Raw genomic sequence first — 18,729 nt, 5'->3', positions numbered from 1 at the left:
CGGCCCGCGCCGCCGAGCGGAGGTGTGAGCGTGCTGGATCCCGCAGGGCTGTACCGGTTGGAGCCGGACGCCCCGGAGCTGGCCGATCCTGTGCTGGTGATGGTGCTCGACGGGTTCGTCGACGCAGGCGCGGCGGCCCGGCTGGCGGCCGACTCGATGCTCGCGTCGGGGTCCGGGCAGCGGGTGGTGCGCTTCGACGTCGACCAGCTCGTCGACTACCGCTCCCGGCGTCCCCCGCTGCGCTTCGAGACCGACCACTGGGAGCACTACACGGCGCCTGAACTGGACGTCGTCGCGCTGACCGACTCCGAGGGCACCGGCTACCTGCTGCTGACCGGGCCGGAGCCGGACACGCAGTGGGAGCGGTTCGCGGCCGCCGTCGAGGAGCTCGTCCGGACGCTGGACATCCGGCTCGTGGTGAACCTGACGGGGATCCCGATGGCCGTGCCGCACACCCGCCCCATCGGGGTGACGGTGCACGGCACCCGGCCGGAGCTGACGGAGGGCCACGAGGCGCTGTTCGCCACCGCCGAGGTGCCCGGCAGCGCGGTGGCGCTCGTCGAGTACCGGCTCGGCCAGGCAGGGCACGCGGCGATGGGCTTCGCGGTGCACGTGCCGCACTACCTGGCGCGCGCCGAATACCCGCAGGCCGCCCGCGTGCTGGTCGACCACCTGGCGGTCGCGACGGGCCTCTACCTACCCACCGCGTCGTTGACGGCCGCCGCCGAGCGGGCCGAGCGCGAGATCGCCGAGCAGGTCGAGGGCTCGGAGGAGGTCGCGCAGGTGGTGGCCGCCCTGGAGCGCCAGTACGACACCGTGATCTCCGAGGGGGACGAGCGGTCGTCGCCGATGGGTGGGGAGCTGCCCACCGCGGACGAGCTCGGCGCGGAGGTGGAGCGGTTCCTGGCCGGGCACGACGACGCCGACGACGACCGGGACCCGGACCGCCGGGACGATCCGGGCTCCGAACCACCCCGCTGAGCCGCGGGGCTCTCCACCAACTGCTCCCCGTCCGGAGGTCGCCATGCCCGCCACTCCCGTCGAGTTCTTCTTCGACCCGAACTGCCCGTTCACCTGGCGCACCTCCTGCTGGATCACCGAGGTCGCCGACGCCGGTGCCGCCACGGTCACCTGGCGGTTGATGAGCCTCGGCGTGCTGAACGAGGGCAAGGAGATCCCCGAGAAGCACCGGGAGGGCGTCCGCCAGGGCGGCCGGGTACTGCGCGCGCTCGCCGCCGCGCAGGCCGAGGGCGGGAGCGACGCGGTCGCGCGCCTTTACACCGCGCTCGGCACCCGCCGGCACGAGAAGGGCGAGGCGAGTGACGACGCGTCGATCGCGGCGGCGGTCGCCGAGGCGGGGCTGCCGGAGTCGGTGGCGGCGGCCGTCGACGACGAGTCGCTCGACGCCGCGGTGCGGGCCGAGCACGAGGCGTCCCAGGCCGCGGTCGGCGACACCGTCGGCAGCCCGGTCGTCGCGCTCGAGGGTCGCGGCTTCTTCGGACCGGTCGTCGTCCCCGCCCCGACCGGCGACCAGGCGATGCAACTGTTCGAGGCGGTCCGCCTCATCGCCGGGGTGCCGGCGTTCAGCGAGCTGAAGACGGCGCGCAACCCCTTCTAGGTGCGCAGAAATCTTGTAACGGTCGGATTCCGTCTATAAGTGCCTGTTGACCTCTTCTCGACCGACGGCGCACTGTGCTGCACACGACGTAAGCCGCAACGGGAGGGGGGCAAGGCCCGGCAGTCGAGGGCCGCCGACCATGACGCTGGAGCAGGGCAAGACCCACATTTCGGCCGATCCCGTCCCCGAGGCGGCCCCGACGGACCCGACTCCCACCCCCGAAGACCATCACCCGGTGCTGGACCGCTGGGTCTTCGGGATCGCCGCCGCGATCATCCTGGCGTTCATCGTCTGGGGCGTGGCGGGCACCGACTCGCTCAGCGCCGTCGCCACGGCGGTGCTAGGCGGCGTGATCACCGCAGGCGGCTGGGCGTTCGTGCTCGCGGCGAGCGGGTTCGTGATCTTCGCGCTGTGGCTGGCGGTGAGTCGCTACGGGCGGATCCCGCTCGGCCGCGACGACGAGGCGCCGGAATTCCGCACCGTCTCCTGGATCGCGATGATGTTCAGCGCCGGCATGGGCATCGGGCTCATGTTCTACGGCGTGGCCGAGCCGCTGTCGCACTTCACCTCGCCACCGCCGGGCACCGTCGCGCCGAACTCCACCGAGGCCCTCGACACCGCGATGGCCACCACTCTCTTCCACTGGACGCTGCACCCGTGGGCGATCTACGCGGTCGTGGGGCTCGCCATCGCCTACAGCACCTTCCGCCGGGGCCGCCCGCAGCTGATCAGCTCGGCCTTCATCCCACTGTTCGGCCGCAAGCGCGCCGAGGGCGCGTTCGGGCGCGCCGTCGACATCCTCGCGATCTTCGCGACGCTCTTCGGCTCCGCCGCCTCCCTCGGGCTCGGTGCCCTGCAGATCGGCGGCGGACTCACCGCCGGCGGCTTCATGGACAACGTCGGCACCACCCTGCTGGTCACGATCATCGTGGTGCTGACGATCTGCTTCATCCTCTCCGCGGTGTCCGGCGTCTCCAAGGGCATCCAGTGGCTGTCGAACATCAACATGGTGCTGGCCGGGATTCTCGCCCTGGTCGTCTTCATCGGCGGCCCGACCATCCTGATCCTCAACCTGCTGCCCACCGCGATCGGCGACTACTTCGGCAATCTCGCACAGATGGCCGCCCGCACCGCGGCCACCGGCGGCGACGAGACCGCGACCTGGCTGGCCGGCTGGACGATCTTCTACTGGGCGTGGTGGATCTCCTGGACGCCGTTCGTCGGCATGTTCATCGCACGCATCAGCCGCGGGCGCACCATCCGCCAGTTCATCTCGGGCGTCATCCTGATCCCGAGCGCCGTCAGCCTGCTGTGGTTCGCGATCTTCGGCGGGACCGCGATCCAGCTGCAGCGCACCGGCACGGATCTCGCGTCCCGGCCGACCGAGGGACAGCTGTTCGGCCTGCTCGACACGATGCCGCTCGGCGCCGTCCTCGGCGTGATCGCGATGCTGCTCGTCGCGATCTTCTTCGTCTCCGGCGCGGACGCGGCGTCGATCGTCATGGGCACGCTCTCGCAGCGCGGCACGATCCACCCCACCCGCAGCGTCGTGATCTTCTGGGGAGCGGTGATGGGCGCGATCGCGGCCATCATGCTGATCGTCGGGGGCGGCGAGGGTGACGCGCTGTCCGGCATCCAGAACATCACGATCATCATGGCCGCACCGTTCGCACTGGTCATGGTGCTCATGTGCGTGGCACTGGCGCGGGACCTGCGCAGCGATCCACTGGTCCGGCGCGGGCTGCGCTCGACCAAGGCCATCGAGCAGGCGATCGAGTTCGGCCAACGGGCCTACGGCGACTCGTTCTTCGTGCCGGTCAAGCCGCACCCGATCACGCGGCCGGTGAGCGTCGAGACCCACGCCGAGCACGGGCGGCACGCCGTGCACGGCGCGGACGGGAACGGGGCCCACGGGAACGGCACGGCGCACCCGGTCGACGTCCCGGCGCAGCACACGGGCGCCACCGACAAATAGGGAGGCGGGCCCGGTCGGGTTCGCCCACGTCGCGGCGGTCTCGACCGGGTGACCCCGGTGTGCCCGGCACCGCAGTATCTGATGGAGTGGCCTGGTGCGCCTCGTCTTCGGTCCCGACGACCATGAGGGGTACCTGGCCGCCCGCGAGCGCCTCCAGTCCCTCGTGGTCGCGTGGGCCCGGCGTCGCAGCATCCCGGTCCATCCCGCGCTGGTCGCAGCCGCGCTCGACCACCGCCACGGCGTCGACGGGCGCCTGGGCCGGTGGACGCGGGCGCACGTCGCGGACGCGCTGGCCGTCTGGTTCCCGCGGACCGTCGCCCTGCTCGACGACGACCGTGAGGCGGTGCCGGTCGCACTGCACGCACTGATCGGCTTCCTTGCCGAGCGCGACTGGCTCGATCCTGGGTCCGCGGCCCCCGCCCAGCTGCACGCCCAGATCGACGACAGCACACCCGCCCTGCACGACGCACTGGCCGACGAGCGCAACCGTGACCTCGGCACGTTCTGGGCCGTCCAGCTGCGCCGCCACGGCGTCCCTGCCGCGGACCCGGCGGCCGTCGCCCGCTTCCTCGAGCAGGTGCGCCGCGGCGAGGTCGACGTGGACCGCGACGCCCTCGCCGAGGTGACGCGCCGCGACAGCGGAGATCCGGAGCCCGACACCGGTCCCCCGACCCCGGACCTGGCCCCCGCGCTGCTGCCGGGCGCCGCGGCACTGCTCGCGTCCGCAGAGACCGCAGAGGCCGTGGTGCGGTTGCGGACCGTCACCCGCTGGGTGCGCACCGGTCGGCCGCTCACCGCCGACGGCCGGTTACTGCTGGCGGACGCCCGCGCCCTGGCGGCCACGCTCGACGTCGACGCCTTCTCCCGCGACCACGCACGCACCGCCGACGACCTGCCGGAGACCAGCCTGCTCGTCGCGTGGGCGCGGCAGGCGCGGCTGCTGCGGGTCGTCAAGGGCCGGCTGGTGCCGGTCAAGAGCGCCACGACACTGCTCGGCAGGCCGATCGAGCTGTGGCAGCGGGCGTTCGTCGCGCTGGGCACGCTCGGCGAGCACTTCGGGGGCAGCAACGTGTTCGGGGCGCCGTCGCTGTTCGGGATGTCGCTGGGCGAGGCGCTGCCGATGCTCATGCTGGACCTCTACGCCGCCGGCGGGGATCCGGTCCCGGTCGAGCTGTTCCACCGCCGGGTCCGCGACGCGGTCAACGCGCGGTTCGGCTGCGTCGTCGACGACCTCGCAGGCGACGTCGAGCAGCGGCTGTGGCGCCGCGACGTCACCGCGGTGGTCGACGCCCTGGAGCTGCTCGGAGCCGTGCACCTCACCGAGAGCCACGACCACGCCATGCTGACCGAGCTCGCCGGTCGTGACGACCCCGACCCCACACTGGTCGCGCTCACCCCGATCGGCCTCTGGGGCGTCCGCGAGATGCTGGTCGAGCAGGGGGTGCCCGCGCCGCTCGTGGGCGAGCTCGCCGACGAAGACGTCGAGTACGTCTGCACGCGGCTGGCCGGGGTGCGCCGGGAGGTCGCCGAGGCCGAGCTGACCGTGTGGGTCGCCGCCCGCAGCCCCCGCGCCGCGGCGGACGAGCTGGCGCGGCTGCTGCGCCGGACGGACGAGCCTGCACACCGCGAGCTGGCGCTCTTCGCGCTGCGTCGCAGCGGGGAACGTCGGGACAGTGCCCGGCTCCGGGACGGGGGGCGGCCACTCGTCACCAGCCGGGGGCCTCGCACCGGCCCGCTCGCGATCCGGGCACGAAACGCAGCGGGCCGGTGAGGCTTGGGTGAGCGTTGCCACGAGACCCGGGCACGAGTACCGCGGCAACGCTCCCTCAATGGTGACGGGCACCGCACCAGGGTTCCAGCGGCATCGTCACTTCTGACGATGCCGCCCTTCCGCCCACGGCCGCTGGGCCGGTCGGCCGCCCTCGGCGTCAGCCGTTGAGCGCTGCCGACACGACCTCCCGGGCCTCCTCCTGGATCCGCGCCAGGTGCTCCGGCCCCCGGAAGCTCTCGGCGTAGACCTTGTAGACGTCTTCGGTTCCCGAGGGCCGTGCGGCGAACCAGCCGCCGTCGGTCACCACCTTCAGCCCGCCGATCGCCGCGCCGTTGCCCGGGGCCTCGGTGAGCCGCTGGGTGATCGGGTCGCCGGCGAGCTCGGTCGCCGTGACGTCGTCCGCGGCGAGCTTGCCGAGCTTCGCCTTGTCGTCCTTGCTGCAGGCCACGTCGATCCGGGCGTACACGGGCTCACCGAAGCGGGCGGTCAGCTCCCGGTAGCGCTCGCTGGGCGTCTGCCCGGTGACCGCCAGGATCTCCGAGGCGAGCAGACAGAGGATGAGACCGTCCTTGTCGGTGGTCCACACCGTGCCGTCGCTGCGCAGGAACGACGCGCCCGCGCTCTCCTCGCCCCCGAACGCGATCGAGCTGTCGATGAGGCCCGGCACGAACCACTTGAACCCGACGGGGGTCTCGACAAGCCGCCTGCCCAGGTCGTGCGCGACGAAGTCGATCATTGACGAGCTGACGGCCGTCTTGCCGATGCCGGTGTCCTGCGGCCAGTCCGGGCGATTGGCGTAGAGGTAGCCGATGGCCACGGCCAGATAGTGGTTCGGGTTCATCAGACCGGCGTCCGCGGTGACGATGCCGTGCCGGTCGGCGTCGGCGTCGTTGCCGGTGGCGATCTGGTACTCGTTGCGCCGCTGCACCAGCGAGGCCATCGCGTACGGCGACGAGCAGTCCATGCGGATCTTGCCGTCCCAGTCGAGCGTCATGAACCCGAACTGCGGGTCGACGTTCGGGTTGACGACGGTGAGGTCGAGCCCGTGCCGCTCGGCGATCGCGCCCCAGTACGCGACGCTGGCACCGCCCATCGGGTCGGCCCCGATCCGGATCCCCGCGTCCCGGATCGCCGCCATGTTCACGACCGACGGCAGGTCGTCGACGTACCGGCCGAGGAAGTCGTACTTCTCGAGATCGCCGCGCACGGAGTCGAGCGAGCGGCGCCGCACCCCGTCCAGCTTCGCGGCGAGCAGTTCGTTGGCCCGGTTCGCGATCCACTTGGTGGCGTCGGTGTCGGCGGGGCCGCCGTTCGGCGGGTTGTACTTGAAGCCGCCGTCCTGCGGCGGGTTGTGCGACGGCGTGATGACGACGCCGTCCGCGAGTCCGGCGGCACGGCTGTGGTTGTGGGCGAGGATCGCGTGCGACACCGCGGGCGTGGGCGTGAAGCCGCCCGCGCTGTCGACGAGCACCGTGACGTCGTTCGCGACCAGGACCTCCACGCAGGTCTCCCAGGCCGGCCCGGAGAGCGCATGGGTGTCGGCGCCGACGAACAGCGGCCCGTCCGTGCCCTCCCGCGTGCGGTACTCGACGATGGCCTGCGTGGTGGCGGCGATGTGGTCGTCGTTGAACGAGGTGTTCAGCGAGGTGCCCCGGTGACCGGAGGTGCCGAACGCGACCGCCTGCAGCGGGTTCGACGGGTCGGGATGCCCGTCGTGGTAGGCCCGGAGGAGCTTCTCGACGTCGACGAGGTCCGCCGCCGTCGCAGGGGTGCCGGCTCGGGAATCGGTCGACATCGTCTCGTCTCCTCGGCTCGGGGCTGGTGGTGATCGCACCCGCGGGTGCTGCGGAACACCCTGCCACCCGGCACCGACATTGCGCAGTGTCGAGCCGGTAGCACACGGTCCCCGGCTCGATCGGGGGATGCCGGACGTCCCGAGATGGGGTGGATTGGAGCCGCCGGGCGTGCGCGCAGGGTGAGCTGACCGCTACCAACACTCCATGTACCTGCGCACCGTTCTCGCCGCCGCGGTTCTCGCCACCGTCGCCACCTTCCCGCTCGCCGGCGTCGCGTCGGCGCAACCCCAGCCGACCGACCGCGACTGCCGCGACTTCGCGAGCCAGGCCGCGGCGCAGTCGGCACTGCGGTCGCACTCCGGCGATCCGCAGCGGCTCGACGCCAACCACAACGGGGTGGCCTGCGAGGACTACTTCCGCATGGGCCAGGTCGATCCGGAGGTCCCGCCGCCGCCTGCAGCACCCGTCCAGCCGGTGGCGGACACCGAGCCGGATCCCGGCGTCATCGACCCCCCGGCGGCAGCAGCGCCCGACGCACCGGTGCGCACCGTGCCCGAGCACCAGATCCTCGTGAAGCCGGTAGGTGCGGCGGACACCGGCGACGGCTCGGCCGCGCCGACCGACCCGGTGCCGGTGGTCCTGCTCCTCGGCGGCCTCGGCGCGGCGGTTGCCCTCGGCGTTCGCCGGTGGCCCGCTCGACGCTGACGCGTGCCCGACTCCACGACCCTCCGCCCGGTCCCGCGCCGGGCGGAGGTAGTCAGTCCTCTTTCACCGACCGTCGCCCGCCTGACCGGTGCGGTCGTCCTCGGTGTGTGCGTCCTGCTCGCCTGCTGCAGCGGCGGCGCACCTCCCCCCGTCGCCGGCCCTCCCCCCGCCGCACCGGTGCAGGTGACGTCGACTCCGGCCCTGGCCGCGGCCCCGCCGGTACGTATCCAGATCCCGGCGATCGAGGTCGACTCGGCCCTGATCGGGCTGGGCCTGCAGGCCGACGGGACGCTGCAGGTCCCGGCCGACGGTTCCGTGGCCGGGTGGTTCACCGGCGCCCCGACGCCGGGCGAGCACGGCCCCGCGGTGATCGCCGCGCACGTCGACTGGAACCACGCCCCGGGCGTCTTCTTCCGCCTGCGCGACCTCGACCGGGGCGACGAGATGGCGGTCGACCGGGCCGACGGGAGCACGGCGCGGTTCGTCGTGCTCGCGGTGGAGCGGTACCCGAAGGACGCGTTCCCGACCGAGCGCGTCTACGGCGACATCGACCACGCCGGCCTGCGCCTGATCACCTGCGGGGGCTCGTTCGACCGCGCGGCGCGCAGTTACCGCGACAACGTGGTGGTCTACGCCGGCCTCGTCGGCTCGACCATGATCGGCGAACCGGAGACCTGAGACCCGTATTCGGGTCCTCTGTCCCCGGTTCGCCGATCAAGGGCACGGGATTCCCGAATCGGCCCCGCCGGCGACCCTCGTTCACCGATCCTCTCCCCCATGTCCCTCGACCATCTCCTGCGTCGTCAGGGTGGCGTGGTCACCCTGACGCAGGCTGTCGAGCTGGGGATGGCGAAGCAGACCGTCCATCGCCGGGCGCGCGACGGAGCCTGGGAACGGCTGCACCCCGGCGTCTACCTCGTGGGCGGCCACCGGCTCACCGACGAGGTGCGCGTGCGGGCGGCGTGGCTGTGGGCGGGCGGCGAGGCCGCGGTGTCGGGCCCGGCGGCGGCCCACTGGCACGGCATGCTCGAGCGGGCGCCGGCGGAGATCGGGCTGACGGTGCCGCGCCGATGCAAGCCGCGGAACCGCCCGGGTGTCCGGACGAGACAACGCGACCTCGAGCGCGCCGACGTGATGTCCAGGCGCGGCCTCCGGCTCACCGCCCCGCCGCTCACCGTCCTCGAGACGGCGCTCGTCCTACCCGGCGGGTCGGCGTTCCTCGACCGCGCACTGCAGCGTCATGTCCGCTTCCCGCAGGTGTACCGGGCCTACTGCCGCACATGGGCAGGACGGGATCTTCCGCCGCCGGGCGGCTGCTCATCGCTGCGGCGGACCGCGCCGACTCGGCTGCGGAGCGGCTCCTCGTGCGGATCCTGCGCGAAGCGGGGATCACCGGCTGGGTGCTGGGCCACCCCTTCGGCCCGTGGCGGGTGGACCTCGCGTTCGTCCGCGAGAAGGTGGCCGTCGAGGTGGACGGCTGGGCGTGGCACGTCGATGCCGAGAGGTTCCGCAACGACCGCCGCAAGCAGAACGCGCTCGTCCGGGACGGGTGGGATCCGCTCCGGTTCACCTGGCACGACCTCGACGGCCGGCCGGACGAGGTCGTCGCCGAGGTCCACGCGACGCGTGCGGCAGCGGCCTGATCGAGCCCGGTTCTTGATCGACGATCGGGGGACCAGGGACCCGCATACGGATCTCATGTCCCCGATCCGACGATCAAGCGCCGAACGGGGTCAGGCGGGGCGGCGCTGCTGCGGGATGCGCTCGTGCAGGGGACGGGCGGTGTCCGTCGTCAGGTGGAAGTGGCCGTGCCGGGAGCGCGCGCAGAGGTAGGAGCGCAGGCGACGGGCGCCCAGGCTCTCCAGCTCCTGGGCCGCGGCCTCGGCGGCCTCGCGGGTCGGGTAGATGACCTTGCCGTCGGTGCCCGAGCCTGCCGGCAGGTGCGCGGCGCCGGACTGCTCGGCCCGGGTCGGCGAGCAGAAGGTCGGACGGCCGCGGCCGGTCAGGCGGGCGTGGCGCAGCACGACGTCGCCACGGCGCTCGTCCTTGATCCGGTACGACATCTGCTCGGGCACCCTGATCACGGCCTCGAACTCGGTCGGACCGTTGGATCCCTGTGCCATGTCGTCCCCCTCACGCTCGGTGCTTGCCTTCGTCTACCCGGTGATCGCCCGGAACCCATCATCCCGTTATCCGTTCGGCCCCATGATCGCTCGATCGTGTAGGAACCCCGCCACTCGTCACTGCACGTGGTCGGCCGGTTGTGGACAACTGCGCGACGCACCGCCCGGCACCTCGCGGAGGCGTCGGTGCCAGGCCTTAGGTTGCGTGGCGTGGAACCCCCGATCCGACGCCGCGTGGAAGACCCCGTTCGCCGCAGCGCGGAACCCCGCCGCGCCGGGATCCGTCGGTAACCCCGTGCTGCACCTGCACCGGGCCGAGCGCTCGGACACCCTCGCCGACGCCCTGGCCGACGTCCTCGCCGAGCCGCCGGCCGACCCGTTCACCGCGGAGGTCGTCGCGGTGCCTGCCCGCGGCATGGAGCGCTGGCTGGCACACCGCCTGGCCCACCGGCTCGGCACCGCGGCGGGACGCGGCGACGGGGTGTGCGCGCACGTCGTCTTCCCCTCCCCCGGCGACGTCGTCGCGGCCGCGCTGGACGGCTCCAGCGGCGTCGCGACCGACGACGACCCGTGGCAGCCGGCGCGCGCGGTGTGGCCGCTCATGGAGGTCGTCGATTCCTGCACGGGCCGCCCGTGGTGTGCCCCGCTGGCCGCCCACCTGGATCGGGCGCGCAGCCGGTTCGCCGTGATCGCGCATCTCGCGGGCCTGTTCGCCGCCTACGCCACGCACCGCACCGAGCTGCTCGACGCCTGGCGCGCCGGCGACGACACGGGGGTGCCCGACGACCTGCGCTGGCAGCCCGAGCTGTGGCGGGCGCTGCGGGCGCGGATCGACGCCCCGGACCCGGCGGAACGGCTCGCCACCGCGGTCGCCGGGCTCGAACGCGACCCCGCGCTCGCCGCCCTGCCGGAGCGGCTGTCGCTGTTCGGCCCCACCCGCCTGCCCCAGGACCACCTCGTCGTGCTCGCCGCGCTGGCCCGGCACCGCGACGTGCACCTGTGGCTGCCGCACCCCTCCCCCGTCCTGTGGCAGCGGGTCGCCCAGGTCGCCGAGGGCGTACCCGCCCGCCGCGCCGACCCGACGGCCGAGCTCCCCCGCCACCCGCTGCTCTCCGCACTCGGCCGCGACGTCCGGGAGCTGCAGCTGCGCCTGGCCGGTGTCGCGGCGACGGACACCGCCCATCCGGCGCCGGACGGTCCCCCGGCGACGTTGCTCCAGCGTCTGCAACGCGACGTCCGCGACGACCGGGCTCCGGCCAACGACCACGTGCTCGCCGCCGACGACCGGTCGGTCCAGGTGCACGCCTGCCACGGCCCGCACCGGCAGGTCGAGGTCCTCCGCGAGATCGTGCTCGGCCTGCTCGCCGACGACCCGACGCTGGAACCGCGCCACATCCTCATCGCCTGCCCGGACGTCGAGACCTTCGCCCCGCTCGTGTCCGCGGCCTTCGGGCTCGACCCCGAGGGCGTGCCCGAACGCCGCGGTCATCCGGGCCACCGGCTCGCGGTCCGGCTCGCCGATCGTGCGCTACGACAGGTGAACCCCCTGCTCGACGTCGTGGGCCGCCTGCTGGAGCTGGCCGACGCCCGGCTGACCGCCTCCGAGGTGCTCGACCTGCTCGCCACGGCCCCCGTCCGCCGGCGCTTCGGCCTCGACGGCGACGACCTCGACCGGTTGCGCGACCTCGTCACCCGGGCCGGCGTGCGGTGGGGGCTGTCCGCCGCGCACCGCAGCCCGTACCGGCTCGAGAAGTTCCCGCAGAACACCTGGGCGGCGGGGCTGGACCGGCTGCTGCTCGGCGTCGCGATGGAGGGCGGGAGCTGGCTCGGCACCGCGCTTCCGCTCGACGACGTCGAGTCGGGCGACGTCGACCGGCTGGGCCGTCTCGCCGAGTTCGTCGACCGGCTCTCCGCGGCGCTGGCCGACCTGTCCGGCGAGCGCCCGCTCACCGCGTGGATCAGCGGGCTGACGGACGCCCTGGACGCGCTGACCGCGACCACCCCGGCCGACGCCTGGCAGACGGGCCAGGCGCGCGCCGAGCTCGCGGATGCGGCACGGGCCGCCGGTCCCCATGCGGCGGACGTGCCGCTCGCGCTCACCGACGTGCGGGGCCTCCTGGCCGAGCGGCTCCGCGGGCGTCCGGGGCGGGCGAACTTCCGCACGGGCACCCTCACCGTCGCGACGATGGTGCCGATGCGGTCGGTGCCGCACCGGGTGATCTGCCTGCTCGGTCTCGACGACGGCACGTTCCCCCGAGCCGGGGTGGACGACGGCGACGACGTCCTGGCCCGCGACCCCCGCGTCGGCGAGCGCGATCCGCGCAGTGAAGACCGCCAGCTGCTCCTCGACGCGGTGTGCGCCGCGACGGAGCACCTCGTCGTCCTCTACTCCGGAGCGGACGCGCGGACGGGCGCGCGCCGCCCGCCCGCGGTGCCGCTGGGCGAGCTGCTGGACGCCGTCGCCGCCACCGCCGGTCGGCCTGCGCTGGACCGCATCGTCGTTCGGCACCCCCTCCAGCCCTTCGACGCCCGCAACTTCACCGCACACGCACTCGGGGCGCGAGGGCCGTTCAGCTTCGACCGCACCGAGCTCGACGGGTGTCTGGCCGCCGCGCGAGCCAAGGCGCCGCCCCCGCCGTTCCTCCCGGGTCCGCTGCCTGCGGCGCCGACGGACACCGTCGCGCTCGACGACCTCGTCACGTTCGTCGAACACCCCGTGAAGCAGTTCCTGCGCCAGCGGGTGGGGTTGCCGATCAGCGACATGGACGACGATCCCGCGGATGCGCTGCCCGTCGCGCTGGACGCCCTGCAGCGCTGGGCCGTCGGCGACCGGCTCCTGCGCGACCGGCTGGCCGGCCTGGACCTCGCACACTGCCGCGCCGCCGAGTGGCGGCGGGGCGAGCTGCCGCCGGGAGAGCTCGGGAACGCCGTGCTCGCGGAGGTGCTCGACGACGTCGAGGAGCTGGTGGCGGCGAGCGCCAGGTTCGTCACGGGTGTGCCGGAGTCGCGCGACGTCGACGTGCCGCTCCCGGACGGCACCCGCGTGGTCGGCACCGTCGGCGGCGTGCAGGGTGACGCGGCGGTGCGCGTCGAGTTCTCCAAGCTCGCCGCGAAGCAGCGGGTCCGGGCATGGGTGCGGCTGGTCGCGCTCACGGCCGCGCAGCCGGACCGCCGCTGGCGGACGGTGACGGTGGGGCGGGGTGCCCGCGGCGGGGTCACGGTCGCCACCGCCGGGCCGCTCGACGCCGCCCGGGCGCGAGGCGTGCTCGCGGATCTGGTGGCGCTGCACCGCGAGGGGCTACGCGAGCCGCTGCCGCTGCCGACGGTCGCCGCGCAGGTCTACGCCCGCACGCGCATCGGGAGCGGCAGTGCGGACGACGCGCTGGCCGAGGCGCTGCGCGGCTGGTGTGAAGGCCGGTTCCCGGAGCGCGACGACGCGGTCTACGCCCGCGTGTTCGGCGCCGGAGCCGGGCGCGAGGTGCTCACGACGCCGGGCACCGGGAGCGAGCCGACCCGGTTCGGCGACCTCGCACTACGGGTGTGGCGCCCCCTGCTCGCCGCGGAGGTGCTGCGATGACCGCTGTTCTCACCCGTCCTGTCGCCTTCGACGTCTGCGGGGACCTGCCCACCGGCACCACCGTGCTCGAGGCGAGCGCCGGCACCGGCAAGACGTTCACCATCGCCGCGCTCGCGGCTCGGTACGTCGCCGAAGGCCACGCCCGGCTGCCGGAGCTGCTGCTCGTCACCTTCGGCCGCGAGGCCACCCAGGAGCTGCGCGAGCGGGTCCGCGAGCGGCTGCTGATCGCCGAGCGCGCGCTGCGCGACCCCGCGGCGGCGCGGGCGGGGGCCGACTCGGTGTCGGCGCTGCTCGCGAACGTCCCGGACGACGAGGCCGCCCTGCGCCGGCGCCGGCTCACCGCCGCGCTCGCCGAGTTCGACGCCGCGACCATCGCGACCACGCACCAGTTCTGCGGGCAGATGCTGACCGCCCTCGGGATCGCGGGCGACACCGCCGACGCGGTGTTCGTCGAGTCGGTGGACGACCTGGTGGTCGAGGTCGTCGACGACTTCTACGTCCGCAAGTTCGCCGCCCCGGGCGCCGGTACCCCCGCATTCGAACGGTCCGAGGCCCTGCGGCTGGCCCGCCGCGCGGTCGGCGACCCGCAGGCCCGGCTGGAGCCTGCCGGCGCGACCGGAACCGCTGCGACGCGGCACGCCTTCGCGACGGCGGTGCGCGGCGAGGTCGAGCGCCGCAAGCGGGTGCGCGGCCTGCACACCTACGACGACCTGGTCACCCGGCTGCACGACGCGCTGGCCGACCCCGTCCGCGGGGGCGCCGCCCGGCTGCGGGCCCGGTACCGGGTGGTGCTGGTCGACGAGTTCCAGGACACCGACCCGCTGCAGTGGGGCATCCTGCGGCATTTCGCCGGACACGTGCCGCTGGTCCTGATCGGCGACCCGAAGCAGGCGATCTACGCGTTCCGGGGAGCGGACGTCTTCAGCTACCTGGACGCCGTCGGGCACGCCGACGCCCATGCCACGCTCGCCCGCAACTGGCGCAGCGACGCCGGCGTGCTGCGCGGGTTGGGCACGGTGTTCGGCGGCGCCGCGTTGGGCGACCCGCGGATCGTCGTGCGCGACGTGGAGTCGGCCCACCCGGTGCCGCGGCTGGCCCGAGCGCCGGTCGACGAGCCGGTGCGGGTGCGCGTGCTGGCCCGCGACGGGCTGCCCTGCAGTGGCCGCGGTCTCGCGCTCACCGCGGACGCACGCAAGGAGGTCGCCCGCGACGCCGCGGCGGACATCGCCGCCCTGCTCGCCTCCGGAGCGACGGTGACGGGCGCCGCGCTGCGGCCCGGCGACGTCGCCGTGCTGGTGCGCACGAACGACCAGGGCACCGTGATGCGCGACGCCCTCGCGGCCGTGGACGTCCCGGCCGTGCTGTCGGGCACCGCGAGCGTATTCGGCACCCCGGCGGCGCGCGAGTGGTTGACGCTGCTGCACGCGTTGGAGCAGCCGCGGCCGATCCGCATCCGCGACGCGGCGTTGACCTGCTTCCTCGGCCGGACCGTTCCCGAGCTGTGCGGGCCCGACTCCGACGCGCTGCTCGACGAGCTGGGTGCGACCCTGCGCCGCTGGGCGGCTGTGCTGCACGGCAAGGGGGTGGCGGCGCTGCTGGAGGCGGTCACCACCGGGACCGGCCTGCCCGGGCGCCTGCTCGGCGTCACGGACGGCGAGCGACGGCTGACCGACGTCCGGCACATCGGGCAGGCGCTGCACGCCGCGGCGGTCGACGCGCACCTCGGCCCGGCGGCTCTGGTGGAGTGGCTGCGCCACCGCATCGACGAGGCTGCAGCGGACGTCGGACTCGAACGCAGCAGGCGGCTCGACTCCGACGCGGCCGCGGTCCAGATCATCACCGTGCACCGCAGCAAGGGGCTGGAGTTCCCCGTGGTGTACGTGCCGTTCGGCTGGGACCGGTACGTCCCGCGCGAGCCGGACGTGCCCCTGCTGCACGACGACGCCGGCGTGCGTGTGCTCGACGTCGGCGGGACGGGCGGGCCGCGGTGGCCCGAGCACTGCGCACGCCACGAGGCCGAGGAGGCGGGCGAGGATCTGCGGCTGCTGTACGTGGCGCTGACCCGCGCCCGGTGCCAGGTGGTGACGTGGTGGGTGCCGGCGACGACGGCTGCCCAGTCGCCGCTGCACCGGCTGCTGTTCGGACGGCGCGGCCCAGGCGCGACGCCACCCGCGTCGTCCCCGGTCCCGAACGACGCCGCGGCGCTGACGGCGCTCAGCGTGCTCGCGGGTCCGGATCTCGCGGTGGAACAGGTCCGCGACCGTCCACCGGCGTCCTTCACGGCGGGTCCGGAGCACGCGGAGGCGCTCACCGCGGCCCCGTTCACCCGCACGTTGGACCTGGCGTGGCGGCGGACGTCCTACAGCGCGCTGACGGCGGCGGCCCACGGTGCCCCGCATCCCGCCGGGGTGCTGACGGAACCCGACGTCCGGGAGAAGGACGACGAGGGTCCGGAGCCGACGGACGACGACGGGCCGGCGTCGGTCTCACCGACCAGGGCCGCCGATCCGGCGCTCGCCGTGCCCTCCCCCATGGCCGACCTCCCCGTCGGCACCGGGTTCGGCACGCTGGTCCACGCGGTATTCGAGGCCGCCGACCTCACGGCACCGGACCTGCGCGCCGAGCTGCTCCGCTGCGTCCACGCCGAGTTGGACCGCCACCCCACCCCGGCGGTCGATCCCGACGCGCTGGCCACCGCGCTCGTGCCCGTCGCCCGCACACCGCTCGGTCCGCTCGCCGACGGCCGCTGCCTGGCGGATCTCGCGCCGTCGGACCGGCTCGCGGAGCTCGACTTCGAGCTGCCGCTGGCAGGCGGCGACACCCCGGTCGCGGACGTGCGCCTGGGCGATCTCGTCCCGTTGCTGCAGCGTCACCTCGGGGCCGCCGACCCGCTCGCCGCCTACCCGGGCCGGCTCGCCCCGCTGGCGACACAGCCGTTGCGGGGCTATCTCACGGGCAGCATCGACGCCGTCCTCCGCCTGTCGGGCCCCCGGTTCGCCGTCGTCGACTACAAGACGAACTGGCTCGGCCCGATCGGCCCGGACGGCCCGGAGCCCCTGACCGCCGCGCACTACACCCCGGAGCGGCTCGCCGGGGCGATGATCGACGCGCAGTACCCGCTGCAGGCGCTGCTCTACTCCGCGGCGCTGCACCGGTTCCTGCGGTGGCGGCTGCGCGACTACGACCCGGAGCGCCACCTCGGAGGCGTCCTCTACCTGTACCTGCGTGGCATGTGCGGTCCGGACGCGCCGGTGGTCGACGGCGTGCCGTGCGGCGTCTTCTCGTGGCAGCCCCCCGCGGCGCTGGTCGTCGAGCTGTCCGACCTGCTCGACGGAGGTGTCCGGTGACCGGCCCGGTACTGCTCGACGACCCGCACGATGCCCGCGCGGCCCGCTCGGCAGCCGGGGTGCTGGCGGCGTTCAACGCGGCAGGGGTGCTCGAGCCCGCCGACGTGCACGTCGCCACCCGCGTCGCCCGGCTGGGCGGGGAGTCCGCCGACGACGTGGTGCTCGCGCTGGCGCTGACCGTGCGCGGGATCCGGCTCGGGTCGGTGTGCGTCGACCTCGCGGCGGTGCGCGGCACGGTGCTGGGTGCGGGCGACGAGCCCGTCGACGTCTCCGACCTGCCCTGGCCCGACCCCGCGGCGTGGACGGCGGCGTGCGTCGCGAGCCCGCTCGTCGCGGACGGGCCGGACGCACCGGACGGGCGGCCGCTGCGGTTGGTCGACGGGCTGCTGTACCTGGAGCGGTACTGGCGGCAGGAGGAGGTGGTCCGCACCGAGCTGACCGCCCGCGCGGACACCCCGGCGACCGTCGACCTCGACCGGTTGCGTACCGGGCTGCACCGGCTGTTCGCCGACCGCGACCCTCGGGAGGAGCGGCAACGGCTCGCGGCGGCGGTGGCAGCGCTGCGCCCGGTCACGGTGCTCGCCGGCGGTCCGGGCACCGGCAAGACGACCACCGTGGCGAAGATCCTCGCGCTGCTGCGCGACCGCCCCGGCGCCCCACCGCGGATCGCGCTCGCGGCGCCGACGGGGAAGGCGGCGGCGCGACTGCAGGAGGCCGTGCGGGAGGCGGGCGTCGACGACGTCCCGACGGCGTCCACCCTGCACCGCCTGCTCGGCTGGCAGCCGGGACGGAGCCGGTTCCGCCACGACCGGTACGACCGGCTGCCCTTCGACGTGATCGTCGTCGACGAGACGTCGATGGTGTCGCTGACGATGATGGCCCGGCTGCTCGACGCGGTGCGCCCCGACGCCCGCCTCGTGCTCGTCGGTGACCCGGACCAGCTCGCGTCGGTCGAGGCCGGCGCCGTCCTCGGCGACCTCGCCCGCGCCCCGGGCCGGCCCGAACCGCACCTCGACGCCGCGCTGACGGCGCTGGACCTGCCGGCAGGAGTGGTCAACGGCGTGGTCACGCTGGATCACGTCTGGCGGTTCCGAGGGACCGTCGCGGCGTTCGCCCGCGCGGTACAGGCCGGCGACGCGGACGCGGCGGTCGACCTGCTGCGCGGCGGCACGGACGACCTCGAGTTCGTCGAGACCGAGTCCGCGGCGGCGCCGGACGCGGTGCGCGCCGACGTCGTCGACGCCGGGATTGCCCTGGCCGCGGCGGCGCGGCACACGGACGTGCCCGCGGCGCTCGCGGCGCTGGAGCGCCACCGCGTGCTGTGCGGGCACCGGCGGGGCCCGTACGGCGTGGCCCGGTGGAGCCGGGAGATCGAGCGGTGGCTGGGCGATGCGCTACCGGAACTGGCCGAGCACGACGAGTGGTATCCCGGGCGGCCCGTGCTCGTGACGGCGAACGACTACGACACCGGGCTCTACAACGGCGACACCGGCGTGGTCGTCGCCACCCCGGACGGCCCGCGCGTGGCCTTCCCGGGCCGCTCGCTGCTCGCCCCGTCCCGGCTCGCGGAGGTGGCGACCGTGCACGCGATGACAGTGCACCGCGGGCAGGGCAGCCAGTTCGCCCGGGTCACGGTCGTCCTGCCGCCTGCCGAGTCACCGCTGCTCACCCGCGAGCTGCTCTACACCGCGGTGACGCGGGCGCGCACCTTCGTGCGGGTGGTCGGGTCGGAGGCGGCGGTGCGGGCGGCGGTGGGCCGACCGGTGAGCCGGGCCAGCGGTCTGCGCCATCGGCTCTCGGGCTGAGGGCCGCGCCGA

At 74.5% G+C, this 18,729-nt stretch carries 12 protein-coding genes and 1 pseudogene; 11 read left to right on the top strand and 2 right to left on the bottom strand.

Going from position 1 to position 18,729, the window contains the following annotated elements; all coding sequences use genetic code 11:
• Positions 1 to 30: 30 nt before the first annotated feature.
• From RM445_RS10060 to RM445_RS10045, 4 genes are all read left to right on the top strand, one after another.
• On the top strand, positions 31 to 981 hold the full coding sequence (locus tag RM445_RS10060; protein WP_311555895.1) for a proteasome assembly chaperone family protein: 951 nt from the start codon (positions 31 to 33) through the stop codon (positions 979 to 981).
• A gap of 43 nt (positions 982 to 1,024) precedes the next feature.
• A complete protein-coding gene (locus tag RM445_RS10055; protein WP_311555894.1) occupies positions 1,025 to 1,618 on the top strand; it encodes a DsbA family protein in 594 nt (197 codons plus the stop codon).
• Between the two features lie 139 nt (positions 1,619 to 1,757).
• The gene (locus tag RM445_RS10050; RefSeq protein WP_311555893.1) at positions 1,758 to 3,593 is read left to right on the top strand and encodes a BCCT family transporter; all 1,836 of its coding nucleotides are present in this window, start codon (positions 1,758 to 1,760) and stop codon (positions 3,591 to 3,593) included.
• A 94-nt stretch (positions 3,594 to 3,687) separates the two neighbouring features.
• Entirely contained in the window at positions 3,688 to 5,364 is a 1,677-nt protein-coding gene (locus RM445_RS10045; protein ID WP_311555892.1) for a hypothetical protein, read from the top strand.
• Between the two features lie 157 nt (positions 5,365 to 5,521).
• Here the strand turns inward: RM445_RS10045 and pgm are convergent, their stop codons facing one another.
• Positions 5,522 to 7,159, bottom strand: a complete 1,638-nt coding sequence (gene pgm / locus RM445_RS10040; protein WP_311555891.1) for a phosphoglucomutase (alpha-D-glucose-1,6-bisphosphate-dependent) — start codon at positions 7,157 to 7,159, stop codon at positions 5,522 to 5,524.
• 205 nt (positions 7,160 to 7,364) lie between these two features.
• On the opposite strand from pgm, the gene RM445_RS10035 reads away from it, so the two are divergent.
• The 4 genes and pseudogenes from RM445_RS10035 to RM445_RS10025 all read left to right on the top strand — a co-directional run bounded on the left by RM445_RS10035 (position 7,365) and on the right by RM445_RS10025 (position 9,508).
• Positions 7,365 to 7,865, top strand: a complete 501-nt coding sequence (locus RM445_RS10035) for an excalibur calcium-binding domain-containing protein (RefSeq protein WP_311555890.1) — start codon at positions 7,365 to 7,367, stop codon at positions 7,863 to 7,865.
• Positions 7,866 to 8,048: 183 nt separating this feature from the next.
• Complete coding sequence (locus RM445_RS10030; protein ID WP_311555889.1) at positions 8,049 to 8,543, top strand: class F sortase; 495 nt, start codon at positions 8,049 to 8,051, stop codon at positions 8,541 to 8,543.
• A 99-nt stretch (positions 8,544 to 8,642) separates the two neighbouring features.
• Positions 8,643 to 8,774, top strand: a pseudogene (locus RM445_RS32355) (type IV toxin-antitoxin system AbiEi family antitoxin domain-containing protein); the annotation flags it as partial.
• A 371-nt stretch (positions 8,775 to 9,145) separates the two neighbouring features.
• Positions 9,146 to 9,508 carry an endonuclease domain-containing protein gene (locus RM445_RS10025; RefSeq protein WP_311555888.1) on the top strand — a complete coding sequence of 121 codons (363 nt, stop codon included), beginning with the start codon at positions 9,146 to 9,148 and terminating at the stop codon, positions 9,506 to 9,508.
• A 90-nt stretch (positions 9,509 to 9,598) separates the two neighbouring features.
• On the opposite strand, the gene RM445_RS10020 is transcribed toward RM445_RS10025, so the two are convergent.
• Positions 9,599 to 9,988 carry a hypothetical protein gene (locus tag RM445_RS10020; RefSeq protein WP_311555887.1) on the bottom strand — a complete coding sequence of 130 codons (390 nt, stop codon included), beginning with the start codon at positions 9,986 to 9,988 and terminating at the stop codon, positions 9,599 to 9,601.
• A gap of 205 nt (positions 9,989 to 10,193) precedes the next feature.
• On the opposite strand from RM445_RS10020, the gene recC reads away from it, so the two are divergent.
• Genes recC through recD form a run of 3 tightly spaced genes read left to right on the top strand, consistent with a single transcriptional unit; the run spans position 10,194 to position 18,717 of the window.
• The gene (gene recC, locus RM445_RS10015; RefSeq protein WP_311555886.1) at positions 10,194 to 13,565 is read left to right on the top strand and encodes an exodeoxyribonuclease V subunit gamma; all 3,372 of its coding nucleotides are present in this window, start codon (positions 10,194 to 10,196) and stop codon (positions 13,563 to 13,565) included.
• Entirely contained in the window at positions 13,562 to 16,912 is a 3,351-nt protein-coding gene (locus RM445_RS10010) for a UvrD-helicase domain-containing protein (protein WP_311555885.1), read from the top strand. The genes recC and RM445_RS10010 overlap by 4 nt, the downstream gene beginning before the upstream one ends.
• Positions 16,909 to 18,717 carry an exodeoxyribonuclease V subunit alpha gene (gene recD / locus RM445_RS10005; RefSeq protein WP_311555884.1) on the top strand — a complete coding sequence of 603 codons (1,809 nt, stop codon included), beginning with the start codon at positions 16,909 to 16,911 and terminating at the stop codon, positions 18,715 to 18,717. The genes RM445_RS10010 and recD overlap by 4 nt, the downstream gene beginning before the upstream one ends.
• Positions 18,718 to 18,729: the final 12 nt, after the last annotated feature.

This window comes from Pseudonocardia charpentierae, from assembly GCF_031845345.1.
Taxonomy (GTDB): Bacteria; Actinomycetota; Actinomycetes; order Mycobacteriales; family Pseudonocardiaceae; genus Pseudonocardia; species Pseudonocardia charpentierae.
This window is presented reverse-complemented; position numbering and strand designations above follow the sequence as displayed.

Bases quoted from the DNA above. Each gene is read 5' to 3' on its own strand.
- RM445_RS10055 (WP_311555894.1), top strand. From the start codon at position 1,025: ATGCCCGCCACTCCCGTCGAGTTCTTCTTCGACCCGAACTGCCCGTTC.
- RM445_RS10010 (WP_311555885.1), top strand. From the start codon at position 13,562: ATGACCGCTGTTCTCACCCGTCCTGTCGCCTTCGACGTCTGCGGGGAC.
- RM445_RS10035 (WP_311555890.1), top strand. From the start codon at position 7,365: ATGTACCTGCGCACCGTTCTCGCCGCCGCGGTTCTCGCCACCGTCGCC.
- RM445_RS10050 (WP_311555893.1), top strand. From the start codon at position 1,758: ATGACGCTGGAGCAGGGCAAGACCCACATTTCGGCCGATCCCGTCCCC.
- RM445_RS10020 (WP_311555887.1), bottom strand. From the start codon at position 9,988: ATGGCACAGGGATCCAACGGTCCGACCGAGTTCGAGGCCGTGATCAGG.
- RM445_RS10025 (WP_311555888.1), top strand. From the start codon at position 9,146: ATGGGCAGGACGGGATCTTCCGCCGCCGGGCGGCTGCTCATCGCTGCG.
- pgm (WP_311555891.1), bottom strand. From the start codon at position 7,159: ATGTCGACCGATTCCCGAGCCGGCACCCCTGCGACGGCGGCGGACCTC.